At 62.6% G+C, this 19,707-nt stretch carries 15 protein-coding genes, 3 tRNA genes and 1 pseudogene; 17 read left to right on the forward strand and 2 right to left on the reverse strand.

Going from position 1 to position 19,707, the window contains the following annotated elements; translation table 11 throughout:
• Nucleotides 1–191: 191 nt before the first annotated feature.
• A pseudogene (locus BLU35_RS04850) lies at nt 192–2,029 on the reverse strand (methyl-accepting chemotaxis protein).
• A gap of 382 nt (nt 2,030–2,411) precedes the next feature.
• Between BLU35_RS04850 and BLU35_RS04855 the strand changes: the two are divergent.
• From BLU35_RS04855 to BLU35_RS04865, 3 genes are all read left to right on the forward strand, one after another.
• A complete protein-coding gene (locus BLU35_RS04855; protein ID WP_093232252.1) occupies nt 2,412–3,692 on the forward strand; it encodes a metallophosphoesterase family protein in 1,281 nt (426 codons plus the stop codon).
• On the forward strand, nt 3,692–7,150 hold the full coding sequence (locus BLU35_RS04860; protein WP_093232253.1) for an ATP-binding protein: 3,459 nt from the start codon (nt 3,692–3,694) through the stop codon (nt 7,148–7,150). The genes BLU35_RS04855 and BLU35_RS04860 overlap by 1 nt, the downstream gene beginning before the upstream one ends.
• 88 nt (nt 7,151–7,238) lie before the next feature.
• Nucleotides 7,239–7,637, forward strand: a complete 399-nt coding sequence (locus BLU35_RS04865; protein ID WP_093232254.1) for a (R)-mandelonitrile lyase — start codon at nt 7,239–7,241, stop codon at nt 7,635–7,637.
• A gap of 253 nt (nt 7,638–7,890) precedes the next feature.
• On the opposite strand, the gene BLU35_RS04870 is transcribed toward BLU35_RS04865, so the two are convergent.
• Nucleotides 7,891–7,966: transfer RNA gene (locus BLU35_RS04870), tRNA-Val, on the reverse strand.
• 452 nt (nt 7,967–8,418) lie between these two features.
• Here BLU35_RS04870 and BLU35_RS04875 point away from each other — a divergent pair.
• From BLU35_RS04875 to BLU35_RS04940, 14 genes are all read left to right on the forward strand, one after another.
• Nucleotides 8,419–8,495 (forward strand) — tRNA-Asp (locus BLU35_RS04875).
• A 76-nt stretch (nt 8,496–8,571) separates the two neighbouring features.
• Nucleotides 8,572–8,648 (forward strand) — tRNA-Asp (locus BLU35_RS04880).
• A gap of 298 nt (nt 8,649–8,946) precedes the next feature.
• Entirely contained in the window at nt 8,947–9,312 is a 366-nt protein-coding gene (locus BLU35_RS04885) for an NADH-quinone oxidoreductase subunit A (RefSeq protein WP_034803593.1), read from the forward strand.
• Nucleotides 9,303–9,884 carry a NuoB/complex I 20 kDa subunit family protein gene (locus BLU35_RS04890; RefSeq protein ID WP_057252335.1) on the forward strand — a complete coding sequence of 194 codons (582 nt, stop codon included), beginning with the start codon at nt 9,303–9,305 and terminating at the stop codon, nt 9,882–9,884. The genes BLU35_RS04885 and BLU35_RS04890 overlap by 10 nt, the downstream gene beginning before the upstream one ends.
• Before the next feature lie 17 nt (nt 9,885–9,901).
• The gene (locus BLU35_RS04895) at nt 9,902–10,507 is read left to right on the forward strand and encodes an NADH-quinone oxidoreductase subunit C (protein ID WP_057252333.1); all 606 of its coding nucleotides are present in this window, start codon (nt 9,902–9,904) and stop codon (nt 10,505–10,507) included.
• Nucleotides 10,508–10,564: 57 nt separating this feature from the next.
• Nucleotides 10,565–11,755, forward strand: coding sequence for an NADH-quinone oxidoreductase subunit D (locus BLU35_RS04900; RefSeq protein WP_058329355.1), 1,191 nt, complete (start codon nt 10,565–10,567; stop codon nt 11,753–11,755).
• Nucleotides 11,755–12,012, forward strand: a complete 258-nt coding sequence (locus BLU35_RS04905) for a hypothetical protein (protein WP_093232255.1) — start codon at nt 11,755–11,757, stop codon at nt 12,010–12,012. Before BLU35_RS04900 ends, BLU35_RS04905 begins: the two co-directional genes overlap by 1 nt.
• Nucleotides 12,013–12,028: 16 nt before the next feature.
• On the forward strand, nt 12,029–13,156 hold the full coding sequence (locus BLU35_RS04910) for an NADH-quinone oxidoreductase subunit E (protein ID WP_093232256.1): 1,128 nt from the start codon (nt 12,029–12,031) through the stop codon (nt 13,154–13,156).
• Nucleotides 13,157–13,167: 11 nt separating this feature from the next.
• Complete coding sequence (gene nuoF, locus BLU35_RS04915) at nt 13,168–14,472, forward strand: NADH-quinone oxidoreductase subunit NuoF (RefSeq protein WP_058321494.1); 1,305 nt, start codon at nt 13,168–13,170, stop codon at nt 14,470–14,472.
• 6 nt (nt 14,473–14,478) lie between these two features.
• Nucleotides 14,479–15,129, forward strand: a complete 651-nt coding sequence (locus BLU35_RS04920) for a helix-hairpin-helix domain-containing protein (protein ID WP_093232257.1) — start codon at nt 14,479–14,481, stop codon at nt 15,127–15,129.
• 110 nt (nt 15,130–15,239) lie between these two features.
• Complete coding sequence (nuoG, locus tag BLU35_RS04925) at nt 15,240–17,321, forward strand: NADH-quinone oxidoreductase subunit NuoG (protein WP_093232342.1); 2,082 nt, start codon at nt 15,240–15,242, stop codon at nt 17,319–17,321.
• A 20-nt stretch (nt 17,322–17,341) separates the two neighbouring features.
• Nucleotides 17,342–18,385 (forward strand): NADH-quinone oxidoreductase subunit NuoH, encoded by a 1,044-nt coding sequence (nuoH, locus tag BLU35_RS04930; RefSeq protein ID WP_057252316.1) that lies wholly within the window; start codon nt 17,342–17,344, stop codon nt 18,383–18,385.
• 64 nt (nt 18,386–18,449) lie between these two features.
• The gene (gene nuoI, locus BLU35_RS04935; protein ID WP_025426590.1) at nt 18,450–18,941 is read left to right on the forward strand and encodes an NADH-quinone oxidoreductase subunit NuoI; all 492 of its coding nucleotides are present in this window, start codon (nt 18,450–18,452) and stop codon (nt 18,939–18,941) included.
• 138 nt (nt 18,942–19,079) lie between these two features.
• Nucleotides 19,080–19,694: an NADH-quinone oxidoreductase subunit J gene (locus BLU35_RS04940; protein ID WP_057252871.1), complete on the forward strand. Its 615-nt coding sequence runs from the start codon at nt 19,080–19,082 to the stop codon at nt 19,692–19,694.
• Nucleotides 19,695–19,707 lie beyond the last annotated feature (13 nt).

Raw genomic sequence — 19,707 nt, forward strand, 5'->3', positions numbered from 1 at the left:
CATGTGAAATGGCAGTAACATTAGTGATAGTTACAATTGCCACCTTTGTCGACAGAAACCTCTGAGACTTCACGGTAAGCACTTGGAGGCAAAGAAACGGCCGCCGTTTCCGGCGGCCGTTTCTGTCGGTTTGTCAAGAATTTCGTGTCTCGAACCCGCCCGCGAAAAACCAAGCACGGCGTGCGTCGTGGTTATGCCGCCCGGCGTGTCGAGCCGGCCGACGGCGCGTAGCCGTAGGCCTGAGCCTCTTCCAGCGTGAAGCGGGCGATCAGCTCGCGCAGGCGGCCGGCTTCCTGGGCAAGCGTGGCGCTTGCGGCATTGGCTTCCTCGACCATGCTGCGTTCTGCTGGGTCACCTGATCCATCTGGTTCACGGCGGTGTTGACCTCCGACAGTCCGGCGGACTGCTCCTGCGCCGAGATGGCGATCGCATCCATGTGCTGGTTGATCGTGACGATGAAGCCTTCGATGGTGCGGAGAGCCTCGCCGGTTTCGCGCACGAGCCGGACGCCGCTTTCGACTTCGACAGCGGAGTTGCGGATCAGGTCCTTGATCTCCTTGGCCGCATTGGCCGAGCGCTGGGCAAGCTCGCGGACTTCCTGAGCGACGACGGCGAAACCCTTGCCGGCATCGCCGGCGCGGGCTGCTTCGACGCCGGCGTTCAGCGCCAGAAGATTCGTCTGGAAGGCAATTTCGTCGATGACGCCGATGATGTTCGAGATCTGGCTCGACGAATGCTCGATCCGGCCCATGGCATCGACCGCGCCCGAGACGATGGCGCCGGACTTGCGGGCGCTTTCGTTTGCCTGGCCGGCGACGGCACGGGCCTCGTTGGTGCGCTTCGACGAATTGCCGACGTTGACGGTGATCTGGTCGAGCGCAGCGGCCGTCTCTTCCAGTGAGGCTGCCTGCTGCTCGGTCCGACGCGACAGGTCGTCCGCACTCTGGCTGACTTCGCGCGCACCGCTGTCGATGCTGCCGGAGCTGGCCGAAACGGCGGCAAGCGTATCGGCCAGTTGGGCGACGGCCTGGTTCAGGTCGTGGCGGAGCTGCTCGAAGTCCGGTGCAAAAGGTTCGTCGAGCTGGAAGGCGAGATCGCCGGAGGCAAGCCGGCGCAGGCCGCCAGCAAGACCGGCCGTCGCTTCCTGGAGGCGGCGCTGTGCCGCCGTTTCGGCTTCCTCGGTCAGACGCAGGCGATCGGCTTCAGCCTGGGCGCGCTGTGTCTGGGCATCCGCTTCGAGCTGCTGGTTGGTGATTGCCGCCTGACGGAAGACTTCGACGGCACGGGCCATCTCGCCGATTTCGTCCTTGCGGGCACCGTAGGGGATGCTGGTGTCCGTGTCGCCTTCCGCAAGGCGCGCCATCGAACGGGTGATGATCTGGATCGGGCGGGCGATACCGCGCACGGCATAGAGAATGGCGCCGAGCACGATGATCGCCGCGACGGCGATGACTGCCATTTCGATCATGCGGATCTGGTCGTGCGTTGCCGAGCTTGCTGCAACCGCGGCGTCGGCGCCGGCGACGTTGAGCGCGCGTACTTCCTTGATCGCCTCGTCGACCTTCTGCTCGGTCTCCCGCATCTCGACCTTGAAGACGCTCTGCGCCTTCATGTTCTCGAGGTTGTTGGAGAGCTTGACCATGCCATCGGCGATGGAAAGGTAGGCCTGATAGGCAGCGCGTACCTTTTCCAGCGCGGCCTTGTCGGCGTCCGTTACCATCAGCGCCGCATAGTCGTCGGCGAGCTTGTTGAAGCCTTCGACGGTCTGGCCGATGACTTTTTCCGCGGCCTTCTTTTCGAAGGGCGTCAGCGAGATCAGGTGGCGCGCAAAGGCCATGCGCGTATCGGAAAGCTGGGTTTCGAGCGCGCGGGAAAGCGAGACACGCGGCAGCCAGGTGGTGGCGATCTCGTTGTTGCGCTCGTTCATCATCTTGATGCCGCCGAGCGACGAGACGGCTAGCGCCGCGACGATGACGGCGACCACGAGGAAGAGGGCAATGAGCGTGTGTGAAATCTTGAGTCGTGACATAGGTTCCCCCCGGAAGGACGGCCGTCCATAAAAGCTGTACTTGATGAAGTCGTTCCGGCTCTTGATCGTCATGACGGAGCGGATACCGAAGCAGGAATCATTCCGGTGCCTGGATGCGCTGGGAGCGCAGCCGACGGAAACCTAGCGAACAAGATGTTACAAAAACCCTAATCGATTAAAGTGAGTATAATCTGATATTTGCAGGTACTCCGGCCGTGCTGTTGATCATTCGTTTCCGGCAGTCTCTGCGGAGATGTTCTGTATTAGTCTTGGCTTTACTTGGATGGTCTGAAGAATGCTCGTCTGCAGCCGACCAATCTCCCACGTGGATGAAGGGTCGCCACTGATTGACGGGCGCCGGCCTGCCGGGCCATGGTCGGCCATGCCCTTCCGCTTCGTCCATACCGCAGATCTTCATCTCGATTCGCCCCTCCGCAGCCTCGCCCTTAGAAACGCCGACCTCGCGGAGATCGTGCGCGGCGCGTCCAGGCGCGCCTTCGTCAAGATCGTCGATCTCTGCATTGCCGAAAAGGTCGATGCGCTGCTGATTGCAGGCGACCTCTATGATGGCAGCCAGACGTCGATGAACACGGCGCTGTTTCTCGGGAGGGAGTTGCGCCGGCTGGATGAGGCGGGGATCCGGGCGTTCATCATCCGTGGCAACCACGATGCCCAGTCGCAGGTCACCAACGAGCTCACTTTGCCGCCTTCGGCGCATGTGTTCAAAGGCAGAGCGAAGGCCGTTCTTGCCAAGACCTTGGCAAGCGGGCGCGACGTCTATGTGCACGGGGTGAGTTTCGCCAGCCCGCACGCGCCGGAAAGCCTGCTGCCGGCCTTTCAGCCGCCGATGTCGGGGGCGCTCAACATCGGCATGCTGCACACAAGCCTTGCCGGTGCGGCCGGCCATGATCTCTACGCGCCCTGCAGCGCCGCCGACCTCGTGGCACATGGTTTTGACTACTGGGCTCTCGGCCACATCCATCAACGCCAGATCTATCCAACGGCCCCCTTCGTCGTCATGCCCGGCATACCGCAGGGCCGCGATGTCAACGAAGCCGGTGTGAAGAGCGTGACGCTGGTGGCGATCGATGACGACGGCCGGATCGAGATTAACGAGCTGCCGATCGGCATCGCCAGTTTCGAGCGCCTGTCAGTCGATATTGCCGGCCTCTCCGAGTGGCGCGACGTGCTCGATGCGGTCAGGCAGGCGCTTGTGCGGACATCTGTGGATACGCCGGCGGAAAATGTGATCCTGCGCGTAACGCTGACGGGCGCAACACCGCTGGCCTGGTGCCTTCGCCGCGACACGGATTTGCTGCGCGCCGAGATCGACAACATCGCGGCCGGCATCGTCGGTTGCTGGATCGAGAAGCTGGAACTCGCCTGCGGCAATCCCCTGGTGGAAAAAGCGGGTGCAATGCTGGATCCGGTCGATGAGCTGGTGGCCCTCGTCGAGGCCGATGTTCTGCCGGCTCACGGATTTCGCCAGGAAGTCCGGGCAGCCGTGGAAGATCTGCTGCAACAACTGCCTCCTGAGCTGCGCCAGGCGTTGGCACCCGATGAAGACGCGATCGAGCGCCTCGCTTTCGAGGCCAGCGCGTCGGGAGGCACGGAAGTGCTTGCCCATCTTCATGGCAGCGGTTCCGGCGAGGGCATCCACTGATGCGGCTCAGCGCGCTCGATCTCGTCCGCTATGGCAAATTCACCGATCGCCGTCTCGACTTCGGTGAGAGCGTGGCCGGCGTGCCCGATCTGCATATCGTCTACGGGCCGAATGAGGCGGGCAAGTCGACGATGTTCTCGGGCTTCCTCGATCTGCTCTTCGGGATCGAGCACTCGAGCCCCTATGGGTTCCTGCATCCCTATCCGACAATGAGGGTCGGTGGCACCATCGAGGCGGCTGATCGGACGCACCGCGTGTTCCGGGTCAAACGCAAGTCGAACTCGCTGGTCGGCATCGACGACCAGCCTTTGCCCGACAATCTCTTCTCCGGTGTGCTGGGCGCGATCGATCGCGACACCTATCAGACAATGTTTTCGCTCGATGACGAGAGCATCGAGAAGGGCGGCGAGGCGATCCTGAAGAGCGAGGGAGAGCTTGGATCGCTGTTGTTTTCCGCAAGCTCGGGCCTGCCGGACAGTACGGCGATCCTTGCCGCCTTGCGCGGCCAGGCCGACGCCTTCTACCGGCCACATGCGCGCAAGCATCAGCTTGCAGAGCTGAAGGCGCAGCTTGACGCCCTGAGGACGGAGCGAAATGCCCTCGACATCAACGCACGCGAGTATGCGGCGCTGCGCAAGACGCTGGCGCAAGCGCGCGACCGTCATGAGGAAGCGATCACACGCCGCGTCGAGCTTCGGGTCGCGCAGTCTCGCCTGAAGGCCGAGATCGAGGCCCTGCCGCACTTTGGCCGGCTGCGTGCGCTTCGCATGGAACTGGCGAGCGCGCCGGTACTGCCGGTCCCGCCGGCCGAGTGGGCAGCAGAGCTGCCGGCGCTTCGCCGCCGGGAGGCGGAGATCGAGGTCAGGCTTCGGCAGAACCAAAGCGAGATGCAGCACCGCCGCAATGCGTTGGAAGAGCTTCCGCTCGACAAAAAAGGGCTGTGCCTGGCCGAACGGCTGACGGCGCTGCAGGAGACGGCCCTCGATGCGCGCTTTGTCACGGCAGCGCGCGATATGCCGTCGCGATTGGAAGAGTTGGCGAGGACATCGACGGAGATCGTCGGTTGCCTGCTGCGGCTCGGTGAACCGGCAGACCGCGACCCTGTCGATCTGCTGCTGCCGGCAGGGGTTGGTGCGCGACTTCAGGATCTGGCGCGCCGGCACTCTGCCTTGGCCGAGCGGTGCGCTTCGGCCCGCCACGAAGTGCAAACTGCCGCCGAGGAAAATCGGGCCGCTGAATGTGAACTGGTACGGATCGAGGGAGAGGGGGGAGCGGCGGATGCCTCCGGCCTTTCCGGGCGACTGACGCTGCTGCGTCGTAGTGACTGCCTGCTTCGGAAACAGGCCGCCGCGCAATCTCTGGATCGGCTGGAAGCGGAACTTGCCGACAAGCTACTGCAACTGAAGCCCTTCGCTGGAAGCGCCGACGATCTGCTGGCGCTTAGCGTTCCAGCGCCCGGAGCGCTTGAGGCGTGGCGCAAGGCGGCGGCCACATTGGAAGAGCGGCAGGCGCGCGTATCCGATCGCATCGCCGGCGAGCAGGAACTGCTTGCCGGCGAGGAAGCGCGGCTGGCCGCGCAGTCCGCCCTTGGCGGCACTCTGGACGATGTTTCGGCCGCGGCACTGCGTCGCCGTCGTGACGAGGCCTGGGAGCGGCACAAGGGCCGGCTCCTTCAGGAAACGGCTGTCGCTTTCGAAGAGGCGATGGGCAGGGATGACGAAATTACCACGCTGCGCCTCGCTGAAACGGCGCGGCTCGCGGATATGCGCGGCCTGTCTCTTTCGATCGCCGAGAGACGCGCCCGCCTTGCGGCGCTGCGCGAGCAGCAGCAGCGATGCAGCGAGGAGGTGGCGGTCCAGGCGCAGTCTCTGGAAGCCGTCGCTACATCCTGCGGCCTGCCCAGCGTCATGGGCTTGCCGCAACTGGAAGCCTGGCTCGTTATCGGGGGTTCGGCGCTCGAACTTCGCGCGCAATTGCGCTCTGTCCGTCTGGAGTTCGACCGGGCGCATGCCGAGGAGGCCGAAGCGATTCGCGGGCTCAGCGACGAACTCACCGGCATCGGCATGGAAGGAGGGCTGTCGGAGCGACTCGACGATCTCCTGCAGATCGCAGAGCGTGTCGTATCGCAGGCACAGACCTCAGCCGCCGCCCGCAACACGGCCCGCGAGGCGGCAAAGCGCAGCGCGATGGTTCTTGAAAGCCGACGCTCGACACTTGATCTTGCTGAAACCGAAATGGCCACCTGGCAGGAGCAGTGGAATACGCTTCTTGCCAAGAGCTGGCTTGCGGAACGCAGCGACCGGCTCGTGCCGGAGCAGATTGGCGCGATGCTTGCGGTCCTGCAGGACCTGGACAAGCTCGTACAGCGCAAGGCCGATCTCGAGTATCGTGTCGCCGGGATGCGCAAGGATCAGGCGGCATTCGAACGTGCCATCGCCGACCTCGCTGGCGGACCGCTGACAGACGATACGTTCGCAACGTTTACGGCGCTCAAGGCGCGTGCCGCCGAGGCCCAGCGGCTTTCCGACCGCCGGGCGACGTTCCTGTCGGAGCTGGCCCGCTTGGACGACGAGCGACGCGCAATCTGTGCCGAGCAAGAGCTCCACATGGCGCGCCGGCGCCTCGTCCTCGAGTTTTTCGACTGTGCGACGGTCGACGATGCCATGCAGCAGCTCGAAGCCGCGCGCGAGCAGGGGCGCCTGCGCCAGCGAATCGCCGAACTGGAAGCGGATATCGCCTCCCGATTGGGCGTTGCCACCTGCGAGCAGGCCGAGGCGTTGCTTGCGGAGCTCGATGAGGCCGCGGTCCTGTTGGAGTTGGCGCGGCTCGATGCGGCGCTCGAAGACGGAGACCGCGATGTCAGCGAGTTGCACACGGATATGCGCGGCAAGGAGAAGGCGCTTGCCGATGTCGAAGGCGGGGACACGGTTGCCGAGCTCGATCAGAAGCGGCGAACGCTGCTGCTCGACATCGAGAACAGGGCGCTTGCCTATCTTCGGCTCCGGGCCGGCGTCATCGCAGCGGAGACGGCGCTTCGGCTTTTCCGCGAGCGCCACCGCAGCGCGATGATGCGCCGCGCCTCCGAAACTTTCAGCCGGATCAGTGGCGGCGAATATTCCGGCCTGTCGGCGCAGTCCGACAAGGGGCAGGAGTTCCTGATCGCAAATGCCGCGGGTGGTGGATCGAAACTTGCCAAGGATCTCTCCAAGGGCACCCGATTCCAACTCTATCTGGCGCTCAGGATCGCCGGCTATCACGAAATCGCGGCAGCACGCGAATCGCTGCCCTTTATCGCCGACGACATCATGGAGACCTTCGACGACGGGCGTGCTGGCCGCGCTTTCGAGCAAATGGCCGAAATGGCGCGCGTGGGCCAGGTGATCTACCTGACGCATCACGAACATCTTTGCGAGATCGCCCGCAGTGCCTGCCCGACTGTGACAATCCACAGGTTATGATAGGCTCGCGGGCGAGGTAGTGCCTGTTGGCGTGACGCGCTTTCGCTGAAAAGAAGCGCCGCAAACGAAAAACCCGGAGGAACGAGAGATGGACATCATACCCGGTGGGTCGAGACCTTCGATGCGCGCGCCGGCTGAGTATTTCACCGGTACGGTGCGGCAGGATCCGGTCATCGAGACCGCAGATCCGGCGCGGATCCGCGCCGTAAGCGTTACCTTCGAGCCGGGCGCCCGCACGGCCTGGCACACCCATCCACTCGGTCAGACATTGATCGTGACTGCCGGCCGCGGCCTCGCGCAAAGCTGGGGCGGCCCGGTGCGCGAGATTCGCGTCGGCGACGTGGTCTGGTTCCCGCCGGGCGAAAAACACTGGCACGGTGCCGCGCCCGATACGGCAATGGTTCATCTTGCGATTCAGGAAGCGCTCGACGGCAAGGCTGTGGATTGGCTGGAGCAGGTCAGCGACGAACAGTACCGCGGGGCGTAGGCCACGCGACAGAATCAGCTGACCGACAGGAACGGCCGGTCACGTCGATGATGGGGAGTGCATGGCTGACGGCGGCTGTCAGGCACAGCCGCTTCTGTCCCCGACAGGCGCCGCTCAACATCAGCGCTATCGTGGCACAGATAGGCGCCGCCGGAGCGAACGCATTCTCGGCCTATCAACAGTCACGAACGCAACAAGGTTCTAACGCCGCGACGTCGCTGTCTTATGCTATGAATTGGGAGGAGAAGGAAAATGGTGGGCGATGAGAGACTCGAACTCCCGACATCCTCGGTGTAAACGAGGCGCTCTACCAACTGAGCTAATCGCCCTTCCGCGTTTGGACCGGATCAGTCCGCCGCGTCGGTGGCCGTGATCTAGGCGTAACCGAAAAAAACCGCAAGAGCATTTGTATCGTTTTTATGATTTTTTTTGTCTTGGATCGCGCGATGCCCTGAATTGCCGGGGTTCCTAGTTGTGGACAAGAAAGCGTGTCTTCGGCCGTCACCCGTGGCAGGGGAGGGCGAGAGATAAAGATTTGCCGTTCGGGATCATCGTAGAGGATGGAAGAGGCAATCGGAGTGGGCGTATGGCTGCGTCGTGCGCATGATCCGGCCTCCTGAACATTGTCGTCACCTTGCCCTGTGGATCATTTTTCGCTCCGTCACGGATTTGTCTTCAAACACGCTTGACACCCAAATGCGAACCGCTTAGTTAGCCGCTCATCGAACGGGCAAGCCCGCTCGGTGCCGGGGCGGAAACGCTCCAACCAAGTCAAGATGATGCGGGTGTAGCTCAGTCGGTTAGAGTGCCGGCCTGTCACGCCGGAGGTCGCGGGTTCGAGCCCCGTCACTCGCGCCACTCTTGATCTGGATTTGCCTAGGCATTCTCAGGAAGCGCCGATGGTGGTAATAATGATCGTTCGCGGTCATCATGCGCGGGTGTAGCTCAGTCGGTTAGAGTGCCGGCCTGTCACGCCGGAGGTCGCGGGTTCGAGCCCCGTCACTCGCGCCATTTCTTCTTCTTACACTCCTTCTGTTTTTGCGTGCGCTAGCGCTGATTTGTGCACTGCGGCAATCTGTCTCTCCTTGCCGCTGTTTACGGTAAAGTCGGTCACGGCTTGCGATTCCGAGCTTTGTCGTCTCCACCCATTCGATCCTGTGTCGCGAACCGGTTTAATTGACCCTTGAAGGCTTGCGCACGGGCGCGGGCTGCGCTAACCACTCTGGCGTTGCAACATATTTTTCGGCCTGCGAGATCTGTTGTTCTGGCGCTCTCCCATGCGCCCTCCCGCAGGCAGGGACGGATAACAATGACTGAACTTCTCGGTTCCTACGTTCCGATCGCGATTTTCATTGGAATCGCATTGGTGATCGGTGTGGCGCTTCTGATTGCTCCCTTCGCCGTCGCCTTCAAGGCTCCTGATTCGGAAAAACTGTCGGCCTACGAGTGCGGCTTCAATGCGTTCGATGACGCCCGCATGAAGTTCGACATCCGCTTCTATCTCGTGTCGATCCTCTTCATTATCTTCGACCTCGAAGTGGCCTTCCTCTTCCCCTGGGCGGTCTCGTTCCATGAGCTGGGCTGGTTCGGCTTCTGGTCGATGATGGTCTTCCTCGGCGTGCTGACGATCGGCTTTATCTATGAATGGAAGAAGGGAGCGCTGGAATGGAACTAGCAGCATCCGGCACTACGCTCGTTGCGCCCAAGCCGAAGGGGATCATCGATCCCTCCACCGGCAAGCCGATCGGCAGCAATGATGCATTCTTCGGCGAGATCAACAATGAACTCGCCGACAAGGGTTTTCTCGTCACCTCGACGGATGAGCTCATCAACTGGGCCCGTACCGGCTCGCTGATGTGGATGACCTTCGGTCTCGCCTGCTGCGCGGTCGAGATGATGCAGATGTCGATGCCGCGTTATGATGCCGAGCGTTTCGGTTTCGCGCCGCGCGCCTCACCGCGTCAGTCCGACGTCATGATCGTCGCCGGTACGCTGACCAACAAGATGGCGCCTGCGCTCCGCAAAGTCTACGACCAGATGCCGGAGCCGCGCTACGTCATCTCGATGGGCTCCTGCGCCAATGGCGGCGGCTACTACCATTATTCCTATTCGGTTGTTCGCGGCTGCGACCGCGTCGTTCCCGTCGACATCTATGTGCCAGGCTGTCCTCCCACGGCAGAAGCGCTGCTTTACGGCGTGCTTTTGCTGCAGAAGAAGATCCGCCGGACCGGCACGATCGAGCGCTAAGGCAGGGGGTCTTTGATATGAGTGAAGCCCTGAACGAGCTTGCGTCCTACCTGCGCGAAACACGCGGTGCGCTGATCTCCGACGCGTCGCTGAACTATGGCGAACTGACGCTGACGACGACGTCTGCGAACCTCATCGCGCTGCTCACCTTCCTGCGCGATGACGTGCACTGCGCTTTCATCAACTTCGTTGACGTCTGCGGCGTCGACTGGCCGCAGCGTCCCGACCGTTTCGATGTCGTCTATCACCTGCTGTCGCCGCGCCAGAACCTGCGCGTGCGCATCAAGGTCCAGACCGGCGAGAACGAGCCTGTGCCGTCGGCGACGCCGGTCTATCCCGGCGCCGACTGGTTCGAGCGTGAAGCCTACGACATGTACGGCATTCTGTTCACCGGCCATCCGGACCTGCGCCGCATCCTGACGGACTACGGTTTCGAAGGACATCCGCTGCGCAAGGACTTTCCGGTCACCGGTTTTGTCGAGGTCCGTTACGACGACGAAGCCAAGCGCGTCGTCTACGAACCCGTCGAGCTGAAGCAGGAATTCCGCAACTTCGACTTCCTCTCTCCCTGGGAAGGCACGGATTACGTCCTGCCCGGCGACGAGAAGGCGAAGGCACGGTGAGACTAAATGGCCCGCGGTAGCCGTTGAACGGCTGCCGTCCGGCCTGGAGCAATCGGTATGACCGAACATAACGTCCGCAATTTCAACATCAACTTTGGCCCGCAGCATCCGGCGGCGCACGGCGTTCTTCGTCTGGTGCTCGAGCTTGATGGCGAAATCGTCGAGCGCGTCGACCCGCATATCGGCCTGCTGCATCGCGGCACCGAGAAGCTGATCGAGACCAAGACCTATCTGCAGGCCGTGCCCTATTTCGACCGCCTCGACTACGTGGCGCCGATGAACCAGGAGCACGCCTTTGCGCTGGCGATCGAGAGGCTGACGGCCACGGAAGTGCCGATCCGCGGCCAGCTCATCCGCGTCCTCTACTCGGAAATCGGCCGCATCCTCTCGCACCTGCTGAACGTGACCACGCAGGCCATGGACGTCGGTGCGTTGACGCCGCCGCTCTGGGGTTTCGAAGAGCGCGAAAAGCTGATGGTGTTCTATGAGCGTGCCTGCGGCGCGCGCATGCACTCGGCCTATTTCCGTCCGGGCGGTGTCCATCAGGACCTGCCGCACGAACTGGTCGAAGACATCGGCAAATGGATCGATCCGTTCCTGAAGACCGTCGACGACATCGACGAGCTGTTGACCGGAAACCGCATCTTCAAGCAGCGCAACGTCGACATCGGCGTTGTCAAACTCGATGACGCCTGGGCCTGGGGATTCTCGGGCGTGATGGTGCGTGGCTCGGGTGCTGCCTGGGACCTTCGTCGCTCGCAGCCCTACGAATGCTATTCCGACATGGAATTCGACATTCCGATCGGCAAGAACGGCGACTGCTTCGACCGCTACCTGATCCGCATGATCGAAATGCGCCAGTCGGCGCGCATCATGCGCCAATGCGTCGATCGCCTGCTCGGCGATGCCAAGGTCGGTCCGGTTTCGTCGCTCGACGGCAAGATCGTTCCGCCGAAGCGCGGCGAGATGAAGCGCTCGATGGAAGCGCTGATCCACCACTTCAAGCTCTACACCGAAGGCTATCACGTGCCGGCCGGCGAAGTTTACGCCGCCGTCGAAGCGCCGAAGGGCGAGTTCGGCGTCTACCTCGTCTCCGACGGCACCAACAAGCCCTATCGCTGCAAGATCCGTGCGCCGGGTTACGCGCATCTCCAGGCGATGGATTTCCTCTGTCGGGGACACCAGCTTGCCGACGTTTCGGCCGTGCTGGGCTCCCTCGATATCGTGTTCGGTGAGGTGGACCGCTGATGCGTCTCGTGCCCCTGGCCACGCTTGCTCTTCTCGCGTTTGCATCGACCGCTTCCGCACAGGAATCGGTCGATAGCGGCGCGACGTCGGGCGGCATGCGCGGGGGCTCGATGGCCGACCTCGTGGCCAAGGGCTACGAGATCAAGGCCGCGGTCGCCAATGGCACGCGCTACATCGTATTTTTGCAGAAAGACCAGTCAGCCTATGCCTGCGAATTCGTCTCTGTGACGAAATCGCGGTGCGGTTCGATTAACTGATAAGGTGTCCACTAGAATGTCCGTTCGTCGACTAGCCGAAGACACCGTCCAGCCAGCGAGCTTTGCCTTCAGCAAGGAGAACGCCGCCTGGGCGAAGGAAACGATCAAGAAATACCCCAAGGGTCGTGAGCAGTCCGCCGTCATCCCGCTTTTGATGCGCGCTCAGGACCAGGACGGCTGGGTCACGAAGGCCGCCATTGAGTCGATCGCCGACATGCTCGGCATGGCCTATATCCGCGCGCTCGAAGTCGCGACCTTCTACACCCAGTTCCAGCTGAAGCCCGTCGGTACGCGTGCGCACGTTCAGGTTTGCGGCACGACGCCGTGCATGCTGCGCGGCGCCGAAGACCTGATCAAGGTCTGCAAGAGCAAGATCGCCCACGATCCCTTCACGCTCAACGAGAGCGGCACGCTCTCCTGGGAAGAAGTCGAATGTCAGGGCGCCTGCGTCAACGCGCCGATGGTCATGATCTTCAAGGATACCTTCGAAGACCTGACGCCCGAGCAACTCGAGCAGATCATCGACCGTTTCGAAGCAGGCAAGGGTGCCGAAGTCACCCCCGGTCCGCAGATCGACCGTATCTATTCCGCACCGGAAGGCGGTCTGACGTCGCTGATGTTGGCTGATCCGGCTCCGGCCAAGGCGGCGACCAGCGCCAAGAAGGTCAGCGACGCGCCCGCCGTCTCCGTGCCGCCGTCCAACGCCGGCCGTGTCAAGACGGCTGCCAGCGAGACCAATGCCTCCCTGAAGACGCCGGCTACGGCAAAGGCCGAGGCTGCCGCCAACGCCAAGGTCGAAGGCGACACCGTCGACAAGTCGAAGCCCGCCAAGGCGGCAACCGTTTCCGGCAAGCCGTCGCTTGAGGACAAGAACCGCCCGGCCGGCATCGAAAAGCCGGCGGCCGTCGACGACCTCAAGCTGATCTCGGGCGTCGGTCCGAAGATCGAGGGTACGCTGAACGAACTGGGCATCTACACCTACGCGCAAGTTGCTTCGTGGAAGAAGGCGGAGCGCGAGTGGGTCGACGGATACCTGAATTTCAAGGGCCGCATCGAACGCGACGACTGGGTCAAGCAGGCCAAGGCGCTCGCCAAGGGCGGCGAAGCCGAATACATCAAGGTCTTCGGCAAGAAGCCGCGGTAAAGAGGTGAATTATGCTCAGAGATGAAGACCGCATCTTTACCAACATCTACGGCCTCAAGGACAAGTCCCTGAAGGGCGCCATGGCGCGCGGCCACTGGGACGGCACCAAGCAGCTGCTCGAAAAGGGCCGTGACTGGATCGTGAACGAAGTGAAGGCCTCCGGCCTTCGCGGTCGTGGCGGCGCCGGCTTCCCCACCGGCCTCAAGTGGTCCTTCATGCCGAAGGAAAGCGACGGCCGTCCGCACTATCTCGTCGTCAACGCCGACGAGTCGGAGCCCGGCACCTGCAAGGACCGTGACATCATGCGTCACGATCCGCACACGCTCATCGAAGGCTGCGTCATCGCCAGCTTCGCCATGGGTGCGCATGTCGCCTATATCTACGTGCGCGGCGAGTTCATCCGCGAGCGCGAGGCGCTGCAGGCCGCTATCGACGAGTGCTACGCCTACGGCCTGCTTGGCAAGAACAACAAGCTCGGCTACGACATCGACATCTACGTGCACCATGGTGCCGGCGCCTACATCTGTGGCGAAGAGACGGCCCTGCTCGAAAGCCTCGAAGGCAAGAAGGGCCAGCCGCGCCTGAAGCCGCCGTTCCCGGCCAATATGGGCCTCTACGGCTGCCCGACGACGGTCAACAACGTCGAGTCGATCGCCGTCACCCCGACCATCCTGCGCCGCGGCGCCGGCTGGTACACGAGCTTCGGCCGGCCGAACAACCACGGCACCAAGCTCTATTCGGTTTCCGGCCACGTCAATCGTCCGTGCACGGTCGAAGACGCGATGTCGATCCCGTTCCATGAGCTGATCGAAAAGCACTGTGGCGGCATTCGCGGCGGCTGGGACAACCTGCTCGCCGTCATCCCCGGCGGTTCGTCCGTTCCTTGCGTGCCTGGCGCGCAGATGAAGGACGCGATCATGGATTTCGACGGCCTGCGCGAGGTCGGTTCCAGTCTTGGAACCGCCGCCGTCATCGTGATGGACCGGTCGACAGACATCATCAAGGCGATCTGGCGCCTCTCTGCCTTCTACAAGCACGAGAGCTGCGGTCAGTGCACGCCGTGCCGCGAAGGCACCGGCTGGATGATGCGCGTGATGGAACGCATGGTTCAGGGCCGCGCCCAGAAGCGCGAGATCGACATGCTGTTCGACGTCACCAAGCAGGTGGAAGGCCACACGATCTGCGCGCTTGGCGACGCAGCCGCCTGGCCGATCCAGGGTCTGATCAAGCATTTCCGTCCGGAAATGGAAAAGCGCATCGACGAATACACGCGCAATGCCTCGTCGCATGGCGCGGTTCTGGAAGCGGCGGAGTAACAGGCGATGGCCGGTGCACGCGAGGAGGGACAGATGAAAGGGCAGGCCGAAACAGGCATTCCATTCGCACGTCCGCTCGGCGGTGACCCGGCCGATCCGTTCGGCATCGCCGAATGGATGAAGGGCCTGCCGCAAGTGCCGCTGCATCCGCTGATGGTTCATCCAGCTGCGGCAGTTGCCGCAGCTACCGTAATCGGCTTCGGCCTTACGAGCCATTTTGCTGGCGCGATGTTCGGCGCGATGCAGGGTGCGGTCGAGGCAGCGCAGAAGCGGGTGGAGCCGGCAGAGCAGGACGTAACCACCGTTGTCGCCGAGACGGCGCTCCCGGCAGAAGCAGAAGCGAAAACGGTCGTGAAGCCCGCCGCTTCGCCAAATCGTGTTGCGGCAAAACCGGCCGTTGAGAAGGTCGCGGTCGAGAAGCCGGTCAAGGTTCGCGCGGCGCGCGCCAAGGCGCAAGCTGCTGACGACCTCAAGCGGATTTCCGGTATCGGCCCGAAGCTGGAGCAGGTGCTCAACGCGAAGGGCATTCGCGGTTTTGCCGATATCGCCGGCTGGAGCGAGGCGGACGTTGTTCGCTTTGACGACGAGCTCGGTTTCGGTGGCCGCATCAAGCGGGACGATTGGGTTGGACAAGCCAAGGCGCTGAAGGGCGCGTGAGACAATAGGGGTGGGAACCTGAGACGGTCATCGCCCGCAAGCAGCAAGGCTGTGTTGGAATTGTCCGTCGCCGGAAGGCCGATGGACGGAAGACAGGATTGAATACGAAGATGGCAAAGCTGAAAGTCGACGGAAAAGAGATCGAGGTACCGGATCATTTCACGCTGCTTCAGGCGTGCGAAGAGGCCGGAGCCGAGGTTCCGCGCTTCTGTTTCCATGAGCGGCTGTCGGTCGCCGGCAACTGCCGCATGTGTCTGATCGAGGTGAAGGGAGGGCCGCCAAAGCCCGCCGCTTCCTGCGCCATGGGCGTGCGCGACCTGCGTCCGGGCCCGAACGGCGAAACGCCGGAAGTCTTCACGACCACGCCGATGGTCAAGAAGGCGCGCGAAGGCGTGATGGAATTCCTGCTGATCAACCACCCGCTCGACTGCCCGATCTGCGACCAGGGTGGCGAATGCGACCTGCAGGACCAGGCGATGGCCTTCGGCATCGACAGCTCGCGCTATCAGGAAAACAAGCGCGCCGTCGAAGACAAGTATATCGGCCCGCTGGTCAAGACCGTGATGAACCGCTGCATCCACTGCACGCGTTGCGTCCGCTTCACGACCGAAGTTGCCGGCATTGCCGAGCTTGGCCTGATTGGCCGCGGCGAAGACGCCGAGATCACCACCTATCTCGAGCAGGCAATGACCTCCGAACTGCAGGGCAACGTTGTCGACCTCTGCCCGGTCGGCGCGCTGACCTCGAAGCCATTCGCCTTCACCGCCCGTCCGTGGGAGCTGAACAAGACCGAATCCATCGACGTGATGGATGCGCTCGGTTCCGCGATCCGCGTCGACACCCGCGGTCGCGAAGTCATGCGCATCATGCCGCGCGTCAATGAGGACATCAACGAAGAGTGGATCTCCGACAAGAGCCGCTTCATCTGGGACGGCCTGAAGACGCAGCGCCTCGATCGTCCTTACGTCAAGAAGGACGGCCGACTGCAGCCGGCGACCTGGGGCGAAGCCTTCCAGGCGGTCAAGGCTGCCGTTGCCAAGACTTCCGGCGACAAGATCGGCGCCATTGCCGGCGACCTCGCTTCGGTCGAAGAAATGTACGCGCTGAAGCAGCTGATTGCAGCGCTCGGGTCCGAGAGCGTCGATTGCCGCCAGGATGGCGCAGCACTCGACCCGTCGCTTGGCCGCGCCAGCTACCTTTTCAACCCGACCATCGCCGGCATCGAAAGCGCTGATGCGCTGCTGATCATCGGCTCCAACCCGCGCTTCGAGGCTTCGGTCCTCAACGCCCGTATCCGCAAGCGCTACCGCATGGGCAACTTCCCGATCGCCGTGATCGGGGAGCCCGGCGAACTGCGCTACGAGTACGAATATCTCGGCGCCGGCACCGAAACGCTCGCCGAGCTCGTCTCCGGCAAGGGCAAGTTTGCCGCGACGCTCAAGAAGGCGCAGCGCCCGATGATCCTCATCGGGCAGGGCGCGATTGCAGGGGAGGGCGGTGCTGCCGTTCTTGCTGCCGCCGCCAAGCTCGCGGGCGCCGTCGGTGCGGTCACTGCCGAGTGGAACGGCTTTGCCGTTCTGCACACGGCCTCTTCCCGCGTCGGTGGTCTCGACCTCGGCTTCGTACCGGGTGCGAACGGCAAGACGGCGGCCGAAATGGTTACCGCTTCCGACGTTCTCTTCCTGCTCGGCGCCGATGAGATCGACCTTGCCGGTCGCAAGTCCGGCTTCACCGTCTATATCGGTTCGCACGGCGACAACGGCGCGCATGCCGCCGACGTCATCCTGCCGGGTGCGACCTACACCGAAAAGTCCGGCACCTGGGTCAACACGGAAGGTCGCGTTCAGGTCGGCAACCGCGCCGGCTTCGCACCGGGTGATGCGCGTGAGGACTGGGCGATCATTCGCGCACTCTCCGACGTTCTCGGCAAGAAGCTGCCCTTTGATTCGCTTGGCGAATTGCGCTCGAAGCTCTATGCGGCTCACCCGCATTTCGCGGATGTCGACGCGATCGCGACCGGCAACGGCGACGAAATTGCCGCACTCGGCCAAAAAGCCGGTGAGATGGGCAAATCCGTGTTTGCGTCTCCGGTCAAAGACTTCTATTTGACGAACCCGATAGCGCGCGCATCCGCCGTCATGGCCGAATGCTCGGCTTTGGCACGCAACAACTTCAAAGCTGCGGCGGAATGAGCGCGAGGGAATAGAGTATCATGGACGCTTTCGTTTCGACCTATGTCTGGCCCACGATCATCATGGTCGCCCAGTCGCTGCTGCTCCTGGTCGCGCTGCTGCTTTTTATCGCCTACATTCTGCTTGCCGACCGTAAGATCTGGGCTGCAGTTCAGCTCCGCCGTGGTCCGAATGTGGTAGGCCCCTGGGGACTTTTCCAGTCCTTCGCCGACCTTTTGAAGTTCGTCTTCAAGGAGCCGGTAATTCCGGCTGGCGCCAACAAGGCGATCTTCCTGCTCGCCCCGCTCGTCTCCGTCACGCTGGCGCTTGCCGCCTGGGCGGTGATCCCGCTCAACGCCGGCTGGGTGATCGCGAACGTCAACGTCGGCATCCTCTTCGTGTTCGCCATATCTTCTCTTGAAGTTTATGGCATCATCATGGGCGGCTGGGCGTCGAATTCCAAATATCCCTTCCTCGGCGCGCTCCGCTCCGCGGCACAGATGGTCTCCTACGAAGTCTCTATCGGCTTCGTCATCGTTACCGTCCTGCTCTGCGTCGGCTCGCTGAACCTGACGGACATCGTCAACGCGCAGTCGACAGGCATCGGCACGAACCTCGGCTTGCCGGCGTCGTTCCTCGACTGGCACTGGCTGGCGCTGTTCCCGATGTTCATCGTGTTCTTCATTTCGGCGCTGGCCGAAACGAACCGCCCGCCCTTCGACCTGCCGGAAGCCGAATCCGAACTCGTTGCCGGCTTCATGGTCGAATACGGCTCGACCCCGTACATGATGTTCATGCTCGGCGAATATGCCGCCATCTGCCTGATGTGCGCGCTGACGACGATCCTGTTCCTCGGCGGCTGGCTGCCCCCGGTTGACGTCTGGTTCTTGAACTGGGTTCCCGGCATCATCTGGTTCGTTCTGAAGGCATCCTTCGTGTTCTTCATGTTCGCAATGGTGAAGGCTTTCGTTCCGCGTTACCGCTACGACCAACTGATGCGTCTCGGCTGGAAGGTCTTCCTGCCGATCTCTCTTGCAATGGTCGTGATCACTGCATTCGTTCTCAAGCTGACGGGAGCCGCATGACGATGGCTCACGCTTGGCAGCATACCGCCGGTCGCTCCCAGGCCGGCAATTCTGGAGGTAAATGATGGCCGGTCTTTCGCAAGCCGTCAGCTCGCTGTTCCTGAAGGAATTCGTCGGCGCGTTCTTTCTGTCGATGCGCTATTTCTTCAAGCCGAAGGCGACGTTGAACTACCCCTTTGAAAAAGGGCCGGTCAGCCCGCGCTTCCGTGGCGAGCATGCGCTGCGCCGTTACCCGAATGGTGAAGAGCGTTGCATCGCCTGCAAGCTCTGCGAGGCGATCTGTCCTGCACAGGCTATCACCATCGAAGCCGGTCCGCGCCGCAACGACGGCACTCGCCGTACGGTGCGCTACGACATCGACATGGTGAAGTGCATCTATTGCGGTTTCTGCCAGGAAGCCTGTCCGGTTGATGCCATCGTCGAGGGCCCGAACTTCGAGTTCGCCACCGAGACGCGCGAAGAGCTTTACTACGACAAGGACAAGCTCCTCGCCAACGGCGACCGTTGGGAGCGCGAAATCGCCCGCAACATCGCAATGGACTCGCCCTATCGCTGAGGCCAGAGCGTAGCGCCGCCCCGGGGAGGGCGGTGCATGTGACATAGGTTTGGGCAACGGCCGGACGCGTGTCCGGCTTTGCCTGTGGAGTGGGGCCTGAAGCGCCTCACGCCGTGCAAGACGAAGAAGGCACCGATCATGGGTCTGCAGGTTCTTTTTTTCTATCTCTTTGCCTTCATCGCGGTGGCGTCGGCATTTATGGTCATTGCGGCCAGGAACCCGGTTTATTCGGTTCTGTTCCTGATCCTGACCTTCTTTAACTCGGCAGGCCTGTTCCTGCTGACCGGCGCCGAATTCCTCGCGATGATCCTGCTGGTCGTCTATGTCGGTGCGGTCGCGGTGCTGTTCCTGTTCGTCGTCATGATGCTCGACATCGACTTCGCGGAATTGCGGGCGGGCGTGCTCGAATACGCGCCGATCGGCGCGCTGATCGGCCTGATCCTGGCTGCCGAGCTTATCATCGTGGTCGGCGGCGCAACGTTCTCGCCTGAGATCGCCAAGGCGATTTCGATGCCGATCCCGGCCGTCACCGAGCGGACGAACACGGCAGCCCTCGGCGACGTGCTCTATACCCACTACGTCTACTTCTTCCAGATCGCCGGCCTTGTGCTGCTCGTCGCCATGATCGGCGCCATCGTGCTGACCCTGCGCCACCGCGAAAACATCAAGCGCCAGAATATCCCGCAGCAGGTTGCCCGTACGCCCGAGACCGCCGTCGAAGTGGTCACGGTCAAGCCGGGCCAGGGCATCTAAGTCGGACGCGAGA

Origin of the sequence: Sinorhizobium sp. NFACC03 (assembly GCF_900103435.1) — a bacterium.
GTDB lineage: Bacteria > Pseudomonadota > Alphaproteobacteria > Rhizobiales > Rhizobiaceae > Ensifer.